General features: G+C 55.7%; 17 protein-coding genes. 9 read left to right on the top strand and 8 right to left on the bottom strand.

Annotated features, from left to right (window positions below; genetic code table 11):
* Positions 1-307: hypothetical protein (locus A1355_RS25020; RefSeq protein ID WP_231883553.1), on the top strand; the 307-nt coding region annotated here is incomplete at its 5' end.
* Positions 308-435: 128 nt separating this feature from the next.
* Here A1355_RS25020 and cysC read toward each other — a convergent pair.
* The 3 genes from cysC to A1355_RS04165 all read right to left on the bottom strand — a co-directional run bounded on the left by cysC (position 436) and on the right by A1355_RS04165 (position 2,226).
* Positions 436-1,128 (bottom strand): adenylyl-sulfate kinase, encoded by a 693-nt coding sequence (cysC, locus tag A1355_RS04175; protein WP_231883552.1) that lies wholly within the window; start codon positions 1,126-1,128, stop codon positions 436-438.
* Positions 1,129-1,270: 142 nt separating this feature from the next.
* Positions 1,271-1,492 (bottom strand): MbtH family protein, encoded by a 222-nt coding sequence (locus A1355_RS04170; protein ID WP_064025298.1) that lies wholly within the window; start codon positions 1,490-1,492, stop codon positions 1,271-1,273.
* 221 nt (positions 1,493-1,713) lie between these two features.
* The gene (locus tag A1355_RS04165) at positions 1,714-2,226 is read right to left on the bottom strand and encodes an RNA polymerase sigma factor (protein ID WP_064025296.1); all 513 of its coding nucleotides are present in this window, start codon (positions 2,224-2,226) and stop codon (positions 1,714-1,716) included.
* A 443-nt stretch (positions 2,227-2,669) separates the two neighbouring features.
* Between A1355_RS04165 and A1355_RS04160 the strand changes: the two genes are divergently transcribed.
* The 4 genes from A1355_RS04160 to zwf all read left to right on the top strand — a co-directional run bounded on the left by A1355_RS04160 (position 2,670) and on the right by zwf (position 9,709).
* A complete protein-coding gene (locus A1355_RS04160) occupies positions 2,670-4,355 on the top strand; it encodes a cyclic peptide export ABC transporter (RefSeq protein WP_064025294.1) in 1,686 nt (561 codons plus the stop codon).
* The gene (locus tag A1355_RS04155) at positions 4,352-6,775 is read left to right on the top strand and encodes a penicillin acylase family protein (protein WP_064025292.1); all 2,424 of its coding nucleotides are present in this window, start codon (positions 4,352-4,354) and stop codon (positions 6,773-6,775) included. Before A1355_RS04160 ends, A1355_RS04155 begins: the two co-directional genes overlap by 4 nt.
* A gap of 114 nt (positions 6,776-6,889) precedes the next feature.
* Positions 6,890-7,846: a FecR family protein gene (locus tag A1355_RS04150; protein ID WP_064025290.1), complete on the top strand. Its 957-nt coding sequence runs from the start codon at positions 6,890-6,892 to the stop codon at positions 7,844-7,846.
* 375 nt (positions 7,847-8,221) lie between these two features.
* On the top strand, positions 8,222-9,709 hold the full coding sequence (gene zwf / locus A1355_RS04145; protein WP_064025288.1) for a glucose-6-phosphate dehydrogenase: 1,488 nt from the start codon (positions 8,222-8,224) through the stop codon (positions 9,707-9,709).
* A gap of 17 nt (positions 9,710-9,726) precedes the next feature.
* Here zwf and A1355_RS04140 read toward each other — a convergent pair whose 3' ends face one another.
* The 5 genes from A1355_RS04140 to rpsT all read right to left on the bottom strand — a co-directional run bounded on the left by A1355_RS04140 (position 9,727) and on the right by rpsT (position 14,350).
* On the bottom strand, positions 9,727-11,037 hold the full coding sequence (locus A1355_RS04140; RefSeq protein WP_064025286.1) for a hemolysin family protein: 1,311 nt from the start codon (positions 11,035-11,037) through the stop codon (positions 9,727-9,729).
* A gap of 205 nt (positions 11,038-11,242) precedes the next feature.
* Positions 11,243-11,995 (bottom strand): MBL fold metallo-hydrolase, encoded by a 753-nt coding sequence (locus A1355_RS04135; RefSeq protein WP_064025284.1) that lies wholly within the window; start codon positions 11,993-11,995, stop codon positions 11,243-11,245.
* 4 nt (positions 11,996-11,999) lie between these two features.
* Complete coding sequence (locus A1355_RS04130; RefSeq protein WP_064025282.1) at positions 12,000-12,599, bottom strand: hypothetical protein; 600 nt, start codon at positions 12,597-12,599, stop codon at positions 12,000-12,002.
* Between the two features lie 252 nt (positions 12,600-12,851).
* Positions 12,852-13,862: a Gfo/Idh/MocA family protein gene (locus A1355_RS04125; protein ID WP_064025280.1), complete on the bottom strand. Its 1,011-nt coding sequence runs from the start codon at positions 13,860-13,862 to the stop codon at positions 12,852-12,854.
* Positions 13,863-14,086: 224 nt separating this feature from the next.
* Complete coding sequence (rpsT, locus tag A1355_RS04120; RefSeq protein ID WP_064025278.1) at positions 14,087-14,350, bottom strand: 30S ribosomal protein S20; 264 nt, start codon at positions 14,348-14,350, stop codon at positions 14,087-14,089.
* A 102-nt stretch (positions 14,351-14,452) separates the two neighbouring features.
* Here rpsT and murJ point away from each other — a divergent pair, with 102 nt between their 5' ends.
* Genes murJ through A1355_RS04100 form a run of 4 tightly spaced genes read left to right on the top strand, consistent with a single transcriptional unit; the run spans position 14,453 to position 18,470 of the window.
* Positions 14,453-15,997 carry a murein biosynthesis integral membrane protein MurJ gene (gene murJ / locus A1355_RS04115; protein WP_064025276.1) on the top strand — a complete coding sequence of 515 codons (1,545 nt, stop codon included), beginning with the start codon at positions 14,453-14,455 and terminating at the stop codon, positions 15,995-15,997.
* A gap of 60 nt (positions 15,998-16,057) precedes the next feature.
* Positions 16,058-16,885, top strand: coding sequence for a pyrroline-5-carboxylate reductase (proC, locus tag A1355_RS04110; protein ID WP_064025274.1), 828 nt, complete (start codon positions 16,058-16,060; stop codon positions 16,883-16,885).
* Positions 16,885-17,460 carry a YggT family protein gene (locus A1355_RS04105; RefSeq protein ID WP_064025272.1) on the top strand — a complete coding sequence of 192 codons (576 nt, stop codon included), beginning with the start codon at positions 16,885-16,887 and terminating at the stop codon, positions 17,458-17,460. Before proC ends, A1355_RS04105 begins: the two co-directional genes overlap by 1 nt.
* Positions 17,461-17,474: 14 nt before the next feature.
* The gene (locus A1355_RS04100) at positions 17,475-18,470 is read left to right on the top strand and encodes a DUF4124 domain-containing protein (RefSeq protein ID WP_064025270.1); all 996 of its coding nucleotides are present in this window, start codon (positions 17,475-17,477) and stop codon (positions 18,468-18,470) included.
* Positions 18,471-18,538: the final 68 nt, after the last annotated feature.

Here is an 18,538-nt window from a genome sequence, read left to right as displayed (position 1 = left end):
CCTTCAAAGATCGCTTACTGGAAAACGCCAAATGCGAGAACTTGTGGCGCGCCTTGGAAAAGGCTTGCGCGCTGACATGACGGGTCAAATCCGCCTGATCGGCGAGATGGGCAAAAAAAGCGTTGAGTTCGTTTTGAACGCTGGCTTTGAAGCCGGAAATCAGGCTGACCAGCAGCACGGGAAAGGCCAGTTTGCGCGTTCTGACAAAGGCGTTATCGTCAAGACGGGTTTGTTCGAGCAGCTCGGCGGAATGGAGATGGCCGATAAAACCAACCAAAATACTAAGGTATTGAGGTCGACATTTTAATATCCTTGATTATCAATAAACTACAGCTTATTTTAACACCTGGCACACTGTAGCCCAATGAATTTATTGGCGAATTAGCTTAAGTTGAGAGGATTGGGTCAATAGCGTACATCGGTAATTCCCCTTAGTCATTTTGTCGATGACCGTTTCAAGGCTTTAGGTAAGACTGGAATGGGAGACAAAATGCCCATTTTTTGCAAGCGATCGAAAATATGGGCTAAACATTCCTCAATATTCATCTGATCCGTATTGATCACTATCTCCGGGTTTTCCGGTGGCTCGTAGGGGGATGAAATACCGGTGAAGTGCGCAATTTCGCCGAGTCTTGCTTTTCGATAGAGTCCTTTAACATCTCGTTGCTCACAGACCGTCAAATCGCAGTTGCAGTAAATTTCTATAAAATCCCCTTCGGCTACCGTACGTCGGGCCAGCTCTCTTTCTAATCTGAAAGGCGAAATGAAAGCCGTTAGGGTTATGGTTCCGGCGTCGAGCATTAATTTGGCAACTTCCGCAATTCGACGAATGTTTTCTTTTCTATCTGAGTCTTCAAAACCTAAATCTTTTGAAAGACCGTGTCGGATGTTATCACCATCCAATACAAACGTACTGCATCCTCGTTGATGAAGTTGCGCCTCCACTGCATGGGCTATGGTTGATTTGCCCGCCCCAGACAAACCCGTAAACCACAAAATGACCGACCGATGTCCGTTCAAGGATTCCCGGTGTGATCGTGATACTTGGGAATGATGCCAGACAATGTTTTTGCGGTATTCCATGCGCATAAATCCAATCGATAGTGATGTGGTAATGATGTAAGCCATTAACGACTTTTCTTTACAACGGAGACGATTATTGCCGTTAAGTTACTCAGTAAACTGCCTTTTTAGAGGTGGGAGCGCGGACAAGGTAAGCAAAAAAGTGGACGTTTTTAGAAAAAGGGCACCTCCATATGCCCTTTTTTCTTTATTCCAACCCGGCCTCCCGCATATGTTGCCGCAGGCTTAGCGGCCGCATGTCGGTCCAAACTTCCTTGATGTAATCCAGACATTCCTGCTTTGGCCCTTTGGGGCCGACGGCGCGCCAGCCGTTGGGGATTTCCTTGTAGTCAGGCCAGATAGAATATTGTTCTTCGTGATTGACGACGACTTGGTAGGTGGTGGTGTCTTCTTCTTCGTCCCAGCTCATTGGGCCCTCCGGATTCTGTTGAAAAGGCGGTTGGTTTTAGGAGGTCTCGCAAAGTCCATTGCCTGAAAAGTTTTGTTAATTAGAACGGCTCGGTTCTTTACCGGCAACGGTTATTGCTTCTACGTCAGTCGATGGTAACTGCGGCGAATTGGCGCTGCTGTTTGTTCGACCATCGAGGCGGAGTGATTCCGTGGAGAAGACGACTTTGCTGGCTATTTTCCTCAGTCGTTGCTTAAATCGGCTTGGCGATTTTTGAACTGTTTGCGGCAGTGGAGCAGCGCTCGGGCTAACAGTTTTTCGACCGCGCTGTCGGAAATGTTCAACTCCACCGCGATTTCCGCGTAGGTCATGCCGTATACCCGGTTCAGCACGAATGCTGTTTTGGCCCGTTCGGGCAGTTCGTCGACGATGCTAGAAAAAATCGCCAGCTTTTCGTTGACCAGCGCCAAGTGTTCTTCCGAGGGGGTTTCTTCGGCGATGTCCAGCGTGGGTTCGGTGCTGTAGACGTGTTTCTCGGTGACCTTGCGGTGCTTGATGTGGTCGTAAGCCAGATTGCGGGCTGTGCGGAATAAAAAGCCGCGCGGATGCTCGATGACTTGTTTTTGCGATTCCCTGGAAAAAATGATGAAACATTCCTGTACCAAATCTGCGGCGATTTCCGGGCAATCGACTATGCGCGCCAAGTGCTGTTGTAGTTCCGTTTGATGATTTAAATATACGGACTCGAGATTCATATTAACTCCCTCTGGCTAATCGGTTGGGCTGCCTGGCGTTGGATTGCCGGGGCGGCTCTGGCGGCGTTGACAAATCCGGGTGCGCGCGATTGCAAGCAGTGCCGGCGACCAAGTGTGGGCCGGGCTGACTGTTGGGGGGTGGGGCGGTTCCGGATATTATGCTACCGCCTCAAGCAGCAGGTTTTACGCCAACTGACAGTTTAGCCAATATCAAGGGCTTAGCCATCGCCGACGTCGGAGTTGGACCGTCAATGCGCGAAATGGCTTAATAAAAAATAGGCATATAACATAGATTAATTTTGTGACCCCTTGGATATGCCTCATTCCGGTCGGCACCGGGATGGGGTGGATTTGTTTTATAGGCGTCTTCTAATATAAGCCGTAGCCGGAAATTGCTAGCTTTCGACCTTGGCTTTTTCTCAACCGGTATTTATGGGGTCAGTATGCTGAAGTTTTTATGGCGTTCGTCTTGGGTCACGATGGCCGGCGTGATGTTGACGGGCATTGTCGCAGGTTTGAGTAACGCCGCCCTGCTGGCGTTCATCAATACCCGGCTGGCCGGCGGCTTGACCGACTTTGCCGATCCTGTCTGGTTTGTCGGTTTGGCGTTGACGGTTTTGACTAGCCGATTTGTATCGCATTATTGGCTGAACCGTTTCAGTACCAAGACAATCCGTGACTTGCGCCTGCACATCAGTCGCCTGATCTTGCGCGCTCCCTATCCCGACTTACAGCGGCTCGGTAAAGCGCAATTGCTCGGGCATTTGACCGAGGACGTGACGACTATTGCCGGCGCCAGCGAGCTGTTTCCGGTTTTATGCATCAACTTCGCGATCGTCGCCGGTTGCATGGCTTATCTAAGTTGGTTGTCCTGGCAATTGGCCGCAGTCTTGGCCGGGGTGATTTTATTCGGGATTACCACGTTTCAGCTTTGCAAGAACATCCCGACCCGCTACGTGCGCGGAGCCCGAGAAGAATACGATCGCTTGAGCCAAGGTTTCTGCGCACTAACGGAGGGCGTACGCGAATTGAAGTTACACCGGCATCGTAGCGAGGCTTTTGTCGCCGGGTCGCTGGCAGCTAGCGCCGAAGCGTACCGGCGCGACAGCTTGCGGGCGGCGGCAGCCTATTTGGCGATCAATCAATGGACACAACTACTGTATTTCCTAACGATAGGCGTCATTTTGTACGGATTTCCGGTGTGGCGCTCGGTCGGCGCGGAGGTGATCAGTGGCTATATTTTGGTGTTTTTATTCATGATGTCGCCATTGACGATTTTGACCAGTAGCTTGCCGGCGTTCAGTCGGGCCAAGGTTGCGTTACACAAGGTTTTACAGTTGGACGATAGCTTGGCTGGGACGCTAACAATTGATTTGGCGGAGCCGGACGGACCGCACTTCGACAGGTTGGCGATGCGCGGCGTGACCCACGCCTTCCACCGCGAGAAGGAAAACCGCCAATTTCGGCTAGGGCCTATCGATCTGGATTTCCGTCCGGGCGAGCTGGTGTTTCTGGTGGGAGGCAACGGCAGCGGTAAGACCACGCTGGCGATGATATTGCTGGGTTTGTATCACCCGGAGCAAGGCACGGTCATTTGGAACGACAGCGTGATTCACGCCGGTAACCGCGATGTCTACATGCAAAATTTTTCGGCGATCTTCGCCGATTTTTATTTATTCGACGCGTTGTACGGCGTGGATGTCGCTAACCGGCAAGCTTTGATCGACGATTATCTGGCGCGCCTGCACTTGAGTCACAAGGTTGAAATTGTCGATGGCGCCTTTTCGTCGGTGAACTTGTCCCAAGGTCAGCGCAAACGCTTGGCTTTGTTGGCGGCGTATTTGGAGGACCGGCCGTTTTATGTGTTCGACGAATGGGCGGCCGACCAGGATCCCGAATTCAAACAAGTGTTTTACGCTGAATTATTGCCGGCGCTGAAGGCTAGAGGCAAGACGGTATTGGCAATTACTCACGACGATAAATATTTTCATCTGGCCGACCGCTGCATCAAACTCGAAGAAGGGCGAATTACCGCAATCGAATATCCGCAGGCCTACCGGCAAACGGCTGGGGCGGAGACGGGGGCCTCTATCGAGGCATTGGCGTCGAGCGACGGGGGAATTCGATGAGGCGAGTTACCAAATGGGGGCTATACGTCGGTTCAGCGGTATTGGCGCTGGCGACCGTCGCAGCCGGCCTGGGGTATTGGTGGTTGGCGCGCTCGCTGCCGGACTTGGATGGGGAGCGGCGCTTGCCGGGGCTTGTCGCGCCGGCAAGCATAGTCACCGATCGCCACGGCATACCGCTCATCAGCGCCGATAGCCGCGTCGACGCGGCGCGAGTGTTAGGGTATCTCACCGCGCGCGATCGCTTGTTTCAAATGGATTTGATGCGTCGTAAAAATGCCGGCCTATTGGCGGAAGTCTTTGGCGCTATGGCATTGCCCAGCGACATTCAGGCTAGAACCTACGGATTTTCGGATCTGGCTCGGCGAGTATTGACCAAGCTGCCCCAGGCGCATCGCGACTATCTGGAAGCTTACGCCGACGGCGTCAATAGTTATTTGACGCAAAATCCGGTTTTGCCGTTCGAGTTCGATGTATTGAGTTATCGGCCGGAGCCCTGGAAGCCGGAGCACAGCCTATTGATTGTATTGGGAATGTTCGAAAATCTGACGGCCAGGGTAGAGAGCGGCGAACGCATGCTCAGCGTTATGGCGCAAACCTTGCCCGTCGACGTTGTGGAATTTTTAACGCCGGATAGCGATCGCTATACCGATAGCCTAATGCGTCATACTCTGTCGCTACGTCCTCCGAGGCAGGTGCCGGTTGCGGCGCTGCAAACGCTGCTGGCCCGCCGCGACGCAGCAACCGGGTCGTTGGCGGCGGCGCCGGCCGAAACCCTGGCCGGTTCCAACGCCTGGGCGGTGGCCGGCGCCAAGACCGTCGACGGCCGGGCGATTCTCGCCAACGATATGCATCTGGGTATCAGCGTGCCCAATATTTGGTACCGGGTGGAGCTCGATTATCCCAAAGTGCGGGCGGCCGGATTGAACTTGCCGGGTACGCCAATTCTGGTGGTTGGCAGTAATCGCCACGTGGCTTGGGGCATGACGAATCTGGCCGGTGATTTTCTGGACCTGGTCCGGCTGGAAATCAATCCGGACGATGCCGACCAATACAGGGTTGGCGCGGAGTGGCGGACTTTCGGCGAACGCCGCGAGACAATTTCCGTCAAGGGCGGCGAGTCTAAGATCGTGACGGTTAGGGAAACGATTTGGGGCCCGGTGGCCCGGCAGGATTTGTTGGGTCGGTCGGTCGCGATTCATTGGGCGGCATTGGATGCGGATGCGGTCAATCTGGAGATCATGGCGTTGGAGCAGAGCGAAACGCTGAGTCAGGCTCTGGATATCGCCAACCGCGGCGGCGGTCCCCAGTTGAATGTGCTGTTGGCCGACGATGTAGGCCATATCGCCTGGACCGTCACCGGTAAGATTCCGCGCCGCTTTGGCGGTGATGGCGCGGTCAGCCGTTCCTGGGCGGATGCTCAAACCGGCTGGCGCGGCTACTTGGCACCTGGGGAGATGCCCAGGGTCATTGACCCGCCGGAAGGCTATTTACTGAGCGCTAACGAACGGCGTTTTGCCGCGGATTTTCCGGTTCCTGTCGGTCATCAATTTGCACCGGGTTTTCGTGCCTACCGAATTAATCAGCGTTTGGCTCAGATGACTCAGCCTAGCGAATGGACGCTGTTTAATCTGCAACAAGATACCGACACCGAGTTTTACGCCTACTACCAACAGCTGGCGCTGCAATTGTTGACGCCCGAGGTTCTGGCGCAAAGACCGGCCTTATCAGGATTGAGAGACTATTTGTTGAGCTGGAACGGTCGGGCCGATACCGGCAGTTTGGGCTTGCCGGTGTTGATCGAGTTTCGCAAGCAATTGATCGACACCGTATTTACGCCGTTTTTGAGCGCCTGTAAGCAGGCGGATCCGAGTTTTGTTTACGCATGGAGTTATGTCGACACGCCGCTGCAAGCGCTGCTGAATGCCCGCCCGGCGGTTTTGTTGCCCGATCCCGGCGCGCGGAGTTGGGAGGCGTTTCTGTTGGCGCGCCTGGAGGCCAGTGCCGCCGCCGTTGCGAGCCGTTTTCCCGGTCTGCCGCTGATGGAACTGACTTGGGGGCGGCAAAACGTAGTCGGTCACGCCCATCCGTTTTCCAAGGCCGTTTCCGCATTGGCGGATTTGTTGGATATGCCGCGCCAGCCTCTGGCCGGTTGCGGCGGCTATTGCGTCAGGGTCACCGGACCTGACTTCGGTGCCAGCGAGCGTTTGATCGTGTCGCCCAACCATTTTCAGGAGGCGATTTTGCATATGCCCGGCGGCCAATCCGGGCATCCGTTATCGCCGTATTACCGCGATCAACAACCTTATTGGTTGGCGGGCTTGCCGCTGGCCCTGACAGTCGGCAGACCGGAGCACACCTTGCTGTTTAATCCGGTACCGGCAGCGGGACAAAACTCGGCGGCGGCAAGCCCGATTCGTTAAAATGTAATTTAAATTAAAGCTTTGACGTCCGTTGAGACCCGTTTGGGGTAAGGTTGAGCTGGGTGTAAAATCCCGTTGGACCTTACGGTTTTTTTATCCGATGAGTACAGTGCCTTGGAATCCGAAATTGAAGATGGCATAGACGAACAGGCCGTCGCTTGGTTCGTTCGGTTGCGCGCCGATAACGTCAGCGGGCAAGACGAAACATTGTTTCTGGAATGGTTGGAACAGGCCGAAACGCATCGTAGCGCGTTTTACGAAATTTGTTTGCTGTGGGGGGACCCTGATTTTTTACACTGCTTGATCGGCAATGCCAAAAAACACGGTATCGCGCCGAGTCTCAAAAAAAAACGTTACATTGAGGCTTGGCGGTATCCTGTATTGGTTGCCGCGTTGGTGGTGTTGGCCGTGGGGGTGGCGAGACCGCTGCGCGTGGCCTTGAAAGCCGATTACAGCTCGGCATTGGGCGAACGTAAAACCGTGAAACTCGCCGACGGTTCAACGGTGATGTTGAATACGGGTAGCGCCATAGCAGTTGAGATAGCCGGCGAACAACGCATGGTTGAACTGCTGCAAGGCGAAGCTTATTTTGACGTCAAACCCGACCCGAATCGGCCGTTTATCGTGCGGGCCGACCGTTCGACGACGCGCGTGTTGGGGACGCATTTCTTCGTCGATCGCCAAACCGACGGCGACAGAATCAGCGTGTTGTCCGGCCGGGTGGAGGTATCGGAACCCCGGCGTTGGAAGGAGGCGCTGGTATTGCGCGACCGGGAAGCCGTCACGGTTTACGATAACGCCATCGGCCAGCCGCAAACGATGAACTCCGCCCTGTCCACGTCGTGGATCGGCGGCTATCTGGTTTACGAAAACGAAACCCTGGAAAACGTGATGCGGCAAATTAACCGCTATCACGCCGGTACAGTGTATTTTAAGGATGATGATTTGCGACAAATACGCATCAACGGCCGGCTCAAAATTCGGCGGTCGCGCGAGATGTTCGATGTCTTGCGGCTTTCGATGGCGCTGAAAATGACCTATTTGACCGATTGGTTGGTTATCGTCGGCTAGGTTTGCGCGAAAGTCGACAGGTTTCTTTATCCTAGTTCGAATGAAGAAAACGTGAGGGGGGTTGCTGCAGTTGTAAAAGACCTGAGGTTTTTACGTTCTTGCTGGTCCTAGGGCGTTGCGGCCCAGTGCATAGCTGACCTAGATTTGTACTCCGGCCGGGTCGTTTGAGCTGTTCCGGTTGGTGGGAACGGCGGGTTGGAATCGCCGATGGTCGGCCGGGCTAAAAAGACTCGGCGTCGAGTACCGCCGGTGCTTAAGCGAGTTGGCGAAACGAAAGGAGGCGCATGGCGTTTGATTTGGCGCGCGACTCGACGCGTTCGGCGAAATCGGGCACACTGACCGTCAGACCAAATCAAGCGGCCAGGAGCGTGGGCGATGACGACAGAACCTTGCACGTATGTAATCTTTGGAGCGACCGGGAATCTGGCGCGGTTGAAATTGATGCCGGGCTTTTACCATCTGGAGCTGGAGAACAAGTTGCCGGATGGTTGTCGGATTGTCGCGGTCGGTCGGCGGGGCTGGGATAGGGCGACCTGGTTGGCCGAAGTGAAGGCGATGTTGCGCGAGCGGGTGCCGGACGACTTGGATGACTCGGTGTTTGCCAGGTTCGCCGAGCGCCTGGACTACCATCGCGGCGACATGGATGATCCTGCTTGCTATCAGTCGCTGGCCGAGGTCTTACAAGGCCAGCCCCAATTTTCTAAAAATATTGCGTTTTATTTGGCGATTAGTCCCGGCGACTTCGGTAACGTCATTGAGGCCTTGAGTCGGGTGGGGCTGTTGAGCGAAGACGACGGCTGGCGGCGGGTGATCATCGAAAAACCGTTCGGCTACGATTTGGAAAGCGCCCAGGCCTTGCAAAAGCGCTTGAGTCGTTATTTGAGCGAGGATCAAATCTACCGAATCGATCATTACCTCGGTAAGGGCATGGTGCAGAACGTATTGGTGTTCCGCTTCGCCAACGTGATGCTGGAACCTTTATGGAACCGCAATTACATCGATCACATTCAGATTACCCATGCCGAGGATTTGGGTATCGGTAGTCGCGGTGAATACTACGATAGCGCTGGGGCGTTGCGCGACATGTTGCAAAGCCACTTATTGCAGTTGCTGACGCTGGTGGCGATGGAGCCGCCGGTTTCGATGGACGCCGAGTCGCTACGAGACGAAAAGGTCAAGGTGTTGAAATCGATTCGGCCGATTCCCAAGTCGGCGGTGCATGCTCATACCTTTCGAGGTCAATATGCCAGGGGCAATATCGGCGGCCAGAAAGTGCCGGGATATTTGGAAGAGGCCAATATTCCGGCGGACAGCAGCACCGAAACCTACGCGGCGATCAAGTTGTTGATCGATAACTGGCGTTGGCGCGGCGTGCCGTTTTATTTACGGACCGGCAAGCGCATGGCCAAGGGTCAGTCGTCGATCGCGATTTGCTTTCGTCATCCGCCGCTGCAATTCTTCCGCGATACCCACGTGCATTGCATGACGCCGAATTGGGTATTGATGGGCATCCAGCCGGACGAATGCATACGCATCGAGATGACCGTCAAGGAACCGGGACTGGAAATGCGGACCCGCACTACCAGTTTGGATGCCAGTTTCCGTCATCCCGACGAGCGGCGGGTCGATGCTTACGAAGATTTACTATTGGATGTGATGAAGGGCGACCGTTCGCTGTTCCTGCGATTCGACGAAGTCGAATACGCTTGGCGCATCGTTGATCCGATCTTGCAAACCTGGGCGATAGAGCGCGATTACATTGCCACCTATTCGGCCGGTTCCTGGGGGCCCGACGACGCCAAGCGCTTGTTCGAGAAAGAAGGTCAGTATTGGCGCAGTTCCTTACTGCCGGAGTGCCGCTGAGGTCGCGCGCCCGCTTTTTAGTCCTTGGGATAGACCAACACCCATTCGATGCGCGGTCCGTTCATCTCCTTAACGACGATGTCGAAGCGGTTGAAGGCGATGCGTTCGCCGACATCGGGAATGTCCTGCAGTTGTGCCAGGATCATGCCGCCCACCGAATCGACGTCGTCCAAATCCAGTTCTTCGTTTTCGACGTCGACGCCCAGTATCCGCTCCAGCGAGAAGATCGGCAGGCTGCCCTTGCCTAGCAAACCGCCGTCTTCCAGGCGGGTCCAGTCGCTTTGCGAGCGGGCAAATTCGTCGCGAATCTCGCCAACCAAGGCCGACAGCAGATTGTCCAACGTAATGTAGCCTTCCGGTTTTTGGCCTTTCTGGCCGACCACCGCCAAGTGCGGCGCGCCCTTGGTAAAGCGCCGGAACAACTCCAACGCCGGTAGGTGCGCGGAAATGTGCTGGATTGGTCTGAGATAGGCCTGCAAGTCGTCCAGCGGCTGACCTTGCTGTTGGGCCAAAAACAAATCCTTCAAATGCACCAAGCCGAGCAGGTCGATCCGATTGTTGTCGAAATAGGGATAGCGGCTGTAGCCGCTGTCGCAAATGGTCTGCAGGATTTCCTCGGTGGGTTGACCACGGTATAGCGCTTTCACTTCGTGGATCGGGCGCATCAAATCCGAGACTTCTAGCTTTCCGAAATCCAGCGATTTCGCCAGTACGTTGCGCTCGTCCTTGGTGAAGCCGCCGCCGGCGCTGCTGGAGCGCAGAATCAATTTAATTTCGTCGGTCGAATAATGGCTGTCGTGATGGCCTTCGCTGCACAAGCCGGCCAGATGCAGCACCAGATTAGAACTGGCGTTCAGCAACCAGATTGCCGGATACATGATCCAGTAAAAGGCGTAGAGCGGTCCGGCACTCCACAACCCAATGCCTTCGGGGTTGCGAATCGCCAGCGATTTGGGGGCTTGTTCGCCGACGACAATGTGCAGAAACGAAATAGTGCAGAAGGCAATCGCAAACGACACATTGTGGATAATTTCGGCGGAGGTAACGCCCATTTCGGCAAACATTGGTTTCAATAAGTCGGCGAAGGCCGGTTCTCCGATCCAACCCAAGCCCAGCGAGGCGAGGGTGATGCCGAGTTGGCAGGCGGATAGATAGGTGTCGAGTTTTCTATGAACTTTGGCGAGAATTCGGCCGCGCCAGCCGTGGGTTTGTTCGATGGCTTTGATACGGGTTTGCCGTAATTTCACCAAGCTGAATTCGACGGCCACGAAAAAACCGTTCAAACCGACCAGTAGCAAGGCGCCGGCAACCAAAACAAGAGTGTTCATACATTTTTGAAAACCACAACGGAATAGCCATTATAGCCGATCGCATCGCGACGCCGACGCTTGCGCGTTGCTTTGCGCCGGTCCGCATCGCCTCGCAAGGCGATAGCGGCTACGGGCGTCGAGCAGGGTGGCGGTCAATGTTGGTGGTTAGGTGGACAGGCTCGGACCAGGCGGCTGGTCATCTGTCGTCGTTGGAGTAGTCAAGCTAAGTCCGCTGACTGGCGATACCGGTGCCGATTTTCAATTCGGCCAGCCAGTTGATAAAGCGTTCGACATCGTTACCGCGATAAATGGCGCCGTGTTGCGGGCAAAGCATGTCGATCTTGAGGCGGCTGACGCGTTCGCACCAGTCCAGCTTGGCCGACTCAGAACCCATCCAGCGCCTATGAAAGCCTTCGGCGTATTGGATGTGGCTATCGAAGTCTTCGACGAACAGCCCTGCGTTCGCGCTCGGCAACAAGGCTGCCCCGACATCGCCGGAGAACAGTATGCTCGCTTTGCGGTCGTAGAGTTGAAAGTTGCCCGAGGAATGCAGGTAGTGCGCAGGGATTGCTTCCAGTTCGAGGTTGCCTAACAGAAAGGTTGTACCGTCGTCGGGTAGCGCGATAAACGTATCGGCATTGCCGCCGAAATGAGGGACGAAGCTAGTCCACAGCCGGCTCAGATAACATTTTAGTTTGGGGTTGAATTCCAGCCATAGTGCTAGCGAGGAAATGATATCCGGGTCTTGGTGGGATGCAAACAGGCCTACGATTTGGTTGGGGTTGAATTCGGTATCGATCGCCGAAAACACGTCGGGAAAAATCTCCATGCCGCCGGGATCGGTGAGTATCGCCTGCTCGCCGTTGAGGATCAGGTATTCGTTGGTATCGATCAAGTAGCTGGCCTTGGTTGGATCGCGGGCGATGGCGACCCATTTGTGGGGACCGTGTTCGTAGATAAATTCGAGTTTTTTCATGAGTTCAGTGCTCCAGCGAAGCCCGTAAGGTCGTCAATAGCGAAATGATGTTGAGCACCGTTTTCTCGATTTGTTCGGCGATTTCGTTCAATACTTGACGCATATCACCACCGTGCGCGGCTTCGATTTTGGCCGACCTCGCCAAGGCGTTGCCGGCCTTGCACAGTTGTAACGTGCGCTTTGAATAGCGGTTTAGTTTTTCGATGTCTTCCGCAAACTCGTCGGTTACCGACAGCAAGGCCGCCGATTTGTTTTGCAGCGGGAGTTTCATCGTCTGTTCGCCGCGCGGACTTTTGGTTAACGTCGTCATCAACAGATGACGCTCGCGGCTGAGTTTTTTAAAGATGGCGGCTTTTTTGGACATCGCATAAGTTAACTGGCTGAGCTGAATCATCGCGGTTTCCAGCTTTCGACTGAACTGTCTTAGTTCCGAACTGACCACACCGAAACCCAGTAGACGCTGGCCGGAGGCTTTCGAGATCAGCATTGAATTGATGGCAACCAGATAAGACGCGGAAGAAATCCGCAAGATTTCCTTGATGTGTTCGTTCAGCGAGACTATCCGTTGCATGTCCAGCTGCGCGGAAATCGAATTTATCGGCATGGCGCTTAGTCTCCTAGTCAAATTGGCGGGGCATTCTACGCTACCGCGGGTAAGTGGGTTGGATCAGGTGGCGAATGTTTGAGCTGGCCCTGATTTTCACGGCGAACGAGTCCGGCCTTTCCAAGGGCAGACAGCATTGCCTATTCCCTAAGTCCGTTTACGGAATCGTTTGTCTCGACGTGTCGGCCTGCAAGGGTTACCGCGTCGTCGGAGGCAAATGAGCCGGATGATGACGCGCCGGTAAACCGTAGGCTAAATTTTAACGGTTCGACCTTCGGCGGCGGCTTGCAGCGCGGCGACGATGATGCGGCAATTGGCGCGGGCGTCGTCCAGCGACAATGCCGGGTCGCGGTTATTTAGCACGCAATCTGAAAAATGTTCGATTTCCAGCCGGAAATGGTTGCTGTAAGGTAAACGCTCTTCGGCTTGACGGCCGTCTTCGGTCCACCAGGAAATCACCGGCACGTCGCCCGGCAGCTGCCAGACGACGTGGCATTTGATGCCGCCATGGGTGCCGATGATTTCGTATTCGCAACGACGAGCCCGCTCGAAGCTGAAATCGAAGTGACCGTAGCGGCCGTCGCCGAAATCGACAATGCCGCTAGTGACACTGTCGGCGCCGCTTTCGACGTATTTGGAAACGGCGCTGACCGCCAGTGGCGCTTGCCGGAAAAACAGCCGGAGGCTGTGAATTGCGTAGCAGCCGATATCCCACATCGCTCCGCCACCGTGCGCGGTGTCGTCGGCCAGCCGATAAAGGCGGGCCGGTCTCATCATGAACGAGTAACTGGCCCTGACCGAGCGGATCTCGCCGATCAAACCGGCGTTTATCAATTCAAGAACCCGCTGATGCTGCGGATGGAAACGGTACATAAAGCCTTCCATGACTTTGACATTGTAGCGGCGCGCGGCAATTTCGATGGCATCGATATCGGCAATCGTCAGCGCCATCGGTTTTTCGCATAATACGTGCTTGCGGTGTTCGATAGCCCGCAGAGCCCATTCGGCGTGTTCTTGATTCGCCATCGGCAAATACACCGCTTGCACGTCGTCGTCTTTAAGTAGGGCATCGAGATTGTCGTAACACTGTGCTCCGGTCGGCTTTGGCGCGTATTTGGCTAGCGTTTCGGCGCCGGCGCCGGGGCGGCGGCTGGCGATCGCCACCAATTCGGCGTTGTCGGCTTCGACGATGGCCGGCAGCAGACGTTCGTTGATGCGTGCGGCGCCGAGGATTCCCCAGCGTAGTCGGGTCGGATTGTTCATCGTGTTTGCCTCGGATGAATCGACATTGATGGATCAGATTAGCAGTTTGCCCGCCGACCGCAAGCCGTCGGGTTTTGGCTGGCGGTCGGCGAAGCTTGGCGGCGGTCTTTTGAATGAATACCAATGCATAAGTTCTGTACGCCCAGCTCGTGAAGAAACCCCCGCGCATAAAAAAGGCCGAAGCGTTTCGGGCTTCGGCCTTGGGTTCGGTCGGCGGGGCCGTATTAAGCCATCGCGCGCAGTTTATCGTTCAATCTGCTTTTGCTGCGGGCGGCTTTGTTTTTATGGATCAAGCCTTTATTGACCGCGGAATCGATCACCGGCACGGCCGATCTGAAGGCCGCTTGCGCTTGTTCTTTGTCACCGGCCTTGACGGCGGCGATAACTTTTTTGATGAACGTGCGGAGATTGCTGCGTTGTCCGGCATTGCGAATACGGCTTTCCTCTGCCTGACGCGCTCTCTTTTTAGCTTGTGGTGAATTAGCCATAGGGGTATCAAGTCGTTGGGTTGGTTAGGAACCGCGCATTATCTTTTTGGATGCTATGATTGTCAACTTTTAATTGACTCCGGACCGGCGACAGGATACGCAGTGAGCAAGCAATTATACAAGTCGACGGCGATAGTCGGCAGCATGACGATGATATCGCGAGTCATGGGCTTTATCCGGGACATGTTGGTCGCAAACCTGTTTGGCGTCAACGCCGATACCGATGCCTTCTTCGTGGCGTTTCGGATTCCGAATTTATTGCGGCGTTTGTTTGCCGAGGGTGCGTTCGCCCATGCCTTCGTACCGGTACTTGCCGAATATAGCGGGCAAGGCGAACGTTCCGCGTTGCGAGGCTTCATCGATCGTACCTTCGGTACGCTGGCGGGGTTGTTGTTTTTAATGACGTTGTTGGGCACGATGGCCGCGCCCTTGCTGATACTCTTGGTGGCGCCGGGATTCGTCGCCGATCACGCTCATTTCGTGCCGGCGGCGGAGATGCTCAGAATCACATTGCCGTATCTGTTTTTCATCTCGCTGGTAGCGTTCGCCGGGGCAATCCTGAACGCGGAGGGCCGATTCGCGGTCCCGGCACTGACGCCGGTCATCTTGAATCTGGTGATGATCGCGGCGGCGGTCTGGCTGGCTCCCCATCTGGAGCGGCCGATCACCGCATTGGCTTGGGGCGTATTCGCGGCGGGGATTATGCAGCTGTTGTTTCAAATTCCGTCGCTTTGGCGGATTGGTTTGATGCCGAGGCCGCGCTGGGCTTACCGCGATCCGGGCGTACAGCGCGTCGTCAAGCTGATGTTGCCGGCCATTTTCGGCGTCTCGGTGGTCCAGATCAACATGCTGGTTGGTACGTTGATCGCCTCCTTTCTGGCGGCCGGTAGCGTGTCCTGGCTGTATTATTCCGACCGTCTGGTAGAGTTCCCGCTCGGCATTCTCGGCGTCGCGTTGTCGACGGTGATTTTACCGAATCTATCGAAAAACCATATCGCCGCCGACCGTGCCGCATTTTCGGCGGCTCTGGATTGGGGGTTAAAGCTGGTGGTGCTGATCGGCGTGCCGGCCACCCTGGGATTGACCCAATTGGCCGAGCCGCTATTATCCACATTGTTTCAATACCATGAGTTCGGCGTCGAAGATGTGCATATGACGGGCAGAAGCCTAGCCGCCTACGCACTGGGTTTGCTGGCTTTGATGCTGATCAAAATCCTGGTTCCGGGCTTTACCGCTCGCCTGGATACCCGATCGCCAGTGCGCTTCGGGATGAGTGCCGTCGCCGCGAACGGGGTGTTGAATCTGTTGTTGGTGCCGTTTTTAGCACACGCCGGGGTGGCGCTGGCCGCCACGCTCGCCGCCTATCTGAATGCCGGGCTGTTGCTGAACGCCTTATTGCGGAACGGCACCTATCGGCCGCGGCCGGGCTGGTTGGCGTTCGCGGCTAGGATTGTGATCGCGTCCGCGACGATGTCGGGCTTTTTGATTTACTTTGTCCAGCCGGAAGTCTGGTTCAGCTGGGGCGCCGGCCAGCGCGGCCTGCAACTCGGCGCGGCGGTCGGCGGGGCGATCGCAGTGTATGCGGCGGTGCTTTTGATCTGCGGTTTGCGGCCGAGGGACTTGAGTTTTTCCGTCGCGCCATCATAGTCATGTAGAATAATTGGGGTTCGACGAAGTCGAATAAACGTTTAATTCAGTCAACTATCTATGAAAACGAAAACAATCGGTTTTATCGGCGGCGGCAACATGGCGACCAGTTTGATCCGCGGCCTGATCGCCAGCGGCCATTCGCCCCGGCAGATCTGGGTATCGGACACTTCGGCTGAGCTGTTGAACGCTCACGCCGATCAACTGCACGTGAATACCGCCCGCGATAACGCGACCGTCGTTAACGAAGCCGAGGTCGTCGTGTTGGCGATCAAGCCGCAAGTATTGCGTGAGGTGGCGCTGGAAATCGCGCCACTACTGAAACACAAGCATGGGTTGATGGTTTCGATCGCCGCCGGTATCGGACAGCGGAGCTTGGCGTTATGGCTGGGCGGCGACACGGCGATCGTGCGCTGTATGCCCAACACGCCGGCCTTGGTTTTGACCGGCGCCACCGCATTGCACGCCAACGCCAATGTCAACGACGAACAAAAAGACTTGGCCGAGAACATCCTGCGAGCGGTTGGGCTGACGTTGTGGGTGGATGACGAAGCCGAATTGGACACGGTCACCGCGGTATCCGGCAGCGGTCCAGCCTATTTCTTCCTGTTGATGGAAGCGATGGAAGCCGCCGCGTTGCAAATGGGCCTGGACGAACGCAGCGCCCGCCTGCTGATTCAGCAAACCGCGCTCGGCGCGGCGAAGATTGCTCTGGAATCGGCCGATTCGCCGGCCCAGTTGCGGGCCAGGGTGACCTCGCCCGGTGGCACCACGCAGCGCGCCGTCGAAACCTTCCAGCAGGGAGGCTTCGAGGCGCTGGTGTCCAAGGCTTTGCACGCGGCGCGGGATAGATCGGTTGAAATGGCCAAACAATTGGGAGCCGATTGATGGGAAGCAATTACATGACCGATCCGGTGGTATTCCTGATCGACACGCTGTTTTCGCTGTACATCCTGGCGGTGATGTTGCGGTTTTTGCTGCAGTGGACGCAGGCGGATTTTTACAATCCGGTCTCGCAGTTTCTGGTGAAAGTCACCCATCCGCCGTTGCGGGTGATGCGCCGCTTCATACCGGCATTCGGCCGCATCGACAGTTCGTCGCTAGTGCTGGCCTTGCTGTTGCAAATGTTGGCGAACTTTGCGATTTTGGCGGTCAAGGACTTGTCGGTCGGTTTTGTCGCGCTAGCCTTGCTGTCGTTCGCCGATCTGCTGAAAATGATCCTCGATATTTTCGTGTACGCGATTTTCGCGGCGGCGATTCTGAGCTGGTTCGCGCCCGGCAACTATAGCGGTGCGTCGTCGATACTTTACAGCTTGACCGAGCCCTTGCTGAACGTCTGCCGGCGGGTGATACCCGATTTAGGCGGCATAGACCTTTCGCCGTTGGCCGCGCTAGTGTTGCTGCAACTGGCTAAGATGATGGTATTGCCGCCGTTGCATCAATTGATCGCGATTTTGGGCTGACGAGGCGGGCGGCGATGCGCGGCACGTTGAAAACCACCACGTTGGTCGCGCTCGCGGCATTATTGCTGGTCGGTCCATCGGTTCAGGCCAAGAAGATGTATCGTTGGGTCGATGAAAACGGCAATGTCTATTTTTCCGACCAAGTGCCGCCGGACCAAGTCCAGCACAAGCGGGAAACCCTGACCGAGAAAGCCCGGATCGTCGAGACCGTCGAAAAGGCCAAGACCGCCGAGGAATTGGCCCAGCAAAAGCGTCTGGACGCGTTGCGCAAGGAACAGGAAAAAATCGTCGCCAAGCAGGCCGCCAACGACAAGGTGCTGCTCAGCACGTTTCGCAGCCTGGACGACATGGAAAAGGCCCTAGGCAACAAATTGGCTAGCTTCGACGCCAAACGTAAGGTCATTGAAGGTAATATCGAGCGATTGCAGAGCCAGTTGCTGAAGCAGGAACAGCAAGCCGCCGAACACGAACGCAACGGCCAGAAAGTGCCCGGCAAACTGCTCGACGAGATTGCCGCGACCAAGCAGCAAATCGGCCAGTCCAATCAGGAGTTGGCCGATCACCATAGCGAGCGCCAAAATACCGAAAAAGCCTTTCGGGCCGACATGGCGCGTTTCCAGTTTCTGACCCAGGCCAATGCCGACGCCAAGGCCGCCAATTCTTCTCTGGCCGCCAGCAACGCCGGCAACGAATTGGGATTGTTTGTTTGCCAGGACGCCGAACAATGCCAAAAAGCCTGGAAACTGGCCGGCGAGTTTGTCGCGGCCAATTCCAGCACCGGGCCCGATGTGGAGACCGAAAAATTGATCATGCGGGCCGCGCCGCAACAGGACGACGATTTGAGCCTGTCGGCTTCCTTGCTCGAGCAGGGCAAGGTCAGACAGATATTCCTGGATATTCGTTGCCGTCAGTCCAGTTTGGGCAACGAGCTTTGCAACAGCGCCAAAGTCAAGAGTTTGCGGCAAAGCTTCGCGCCGTATCTGCAATCCGGCTTAGCGGCGCAGCAATAAGGTGCCAACCCCTTGGTCGGTAAACAACTCCAGCAACACCGCGTGATCGACCCGGCCGTCGATGATGT

It is taken from the genome of Methylomonas koyamae (assembly GCF_001644025.1).
In the GTDB taxonomy this organism is placed as follows: domain Bacteria; phylum Pseudomonadota; class Gammaproteobacteria; order Methylococcales; family Methylomonadaceae; genus Methylomonas; species Methylomonas koyamae_A.
Note: the sequence above shows the minus strand (reverse complement) of the source record. Positions and strands in the feature narration are given on the sequence as shown.

What these genes read in the sequence shown, in the direction of transcription:
- cysC (WP_231883552.1), bottom strand. Translation starts at nt 1,128, where the DNA reads ATGGCTTACATCATTACCACATCACTATCGATTGGATTTATGCGCATG.
- A1355_RS04170 (WP_064025298.1), bottom strand. Translation starts at nt 1,492, where the DNA reads ATGAGCTGGGACGAAGAAGAAGACACCACCACCTACCAAGTCGTCGTC.
- A1355_RS04165 (WP_064025296.1), bottom strand. Translation starts at nt 2,226, where the DNA reads ATGAATCTCGAGTCCGTATATTTAAATCATCAAACGGAACTACAACAG.
- A1355_RS04160 (WP_064025294.1), top strand. Translation starts at nt 2,670, where the DNA reads ATGCTGAAGTTTTTATGGCGTTCGTCTTGGGTCACGATGGCCGGCGTG.
- A1355_RS04155 (WP_064025292.1), top strand. Translation starts at nt 4,352, where the DNA reads ATGAGGCGAGTTACCAAATGGGGGCTATACGTCGGTTCAGCGGTATTG.
- zwf (WP_064025288.1), top strand. Translation starts at nt 8,222, where the DNA reads ATGACGACAGAACCTTGCACGTATGTAATCTTTGGAGCGACCGGGAAT.
- A1355_RS04140 (WP_064025286.1), bottom strand. Translation starts at nt 11,037, where the DNA reads ATGAACACTCTTGTTTTGGTTGCCGGCGCCTTGCTACTGGTCGGTTTG.
- A1355_RS04135 (WP_064025284.1), bottom strand. Translation starts at nt 11,995, where the DNA reads ATGAAAAAACTCGAATTTATCTACGAACACGGTCCCCACAAATGGGTC.
- A1355_RS04130 (WP_064025282.1), bottom strand. Translation starts at nt 12,599, where the DNA reads ATGCCGATAAATTCGATTTCCGCGCAGCTGGACATGCAACGGATAGTC.
- A1355_RS04125 (WP_064025280.1), bottom strand. Translation starts at nt 13,862, where the DNA reads ATGAACAATCCGACCCGACTACGCTGGGGAATCCTCGGCGCCGCACGC.
- rpsT (WP_064025278.1), bottom strand. Translation starts at nt 14,350, where the DNA reads ATGGCTAATTCACCACAAGCTAAAAAGAGAGCGCGTCAGGCAGAGGAA.
- proC (WP_064025274.1), top strand. Translation starts at nt 16,058, where the DNA reads ATGAAAACGAAAACAATCGGTTTTATCGGCGGCGGCAACATGGCGACC.
- A1355_RS04105 (WP_064025272.1), top strand. Translation starts at nt 16,885, where the DNA reads ATGGGAAGCAATTACATGACCGATCCGGTGGTATTCCTGATCGACACG.
- A1355_RS04100 (WP_064025270.1), top strand. Translation starts at nt 17,475, where the DNA reads ATGCGCGGCACGTTGAAAACCACCACGTTGGTCGCGCTCGCGGCATTA.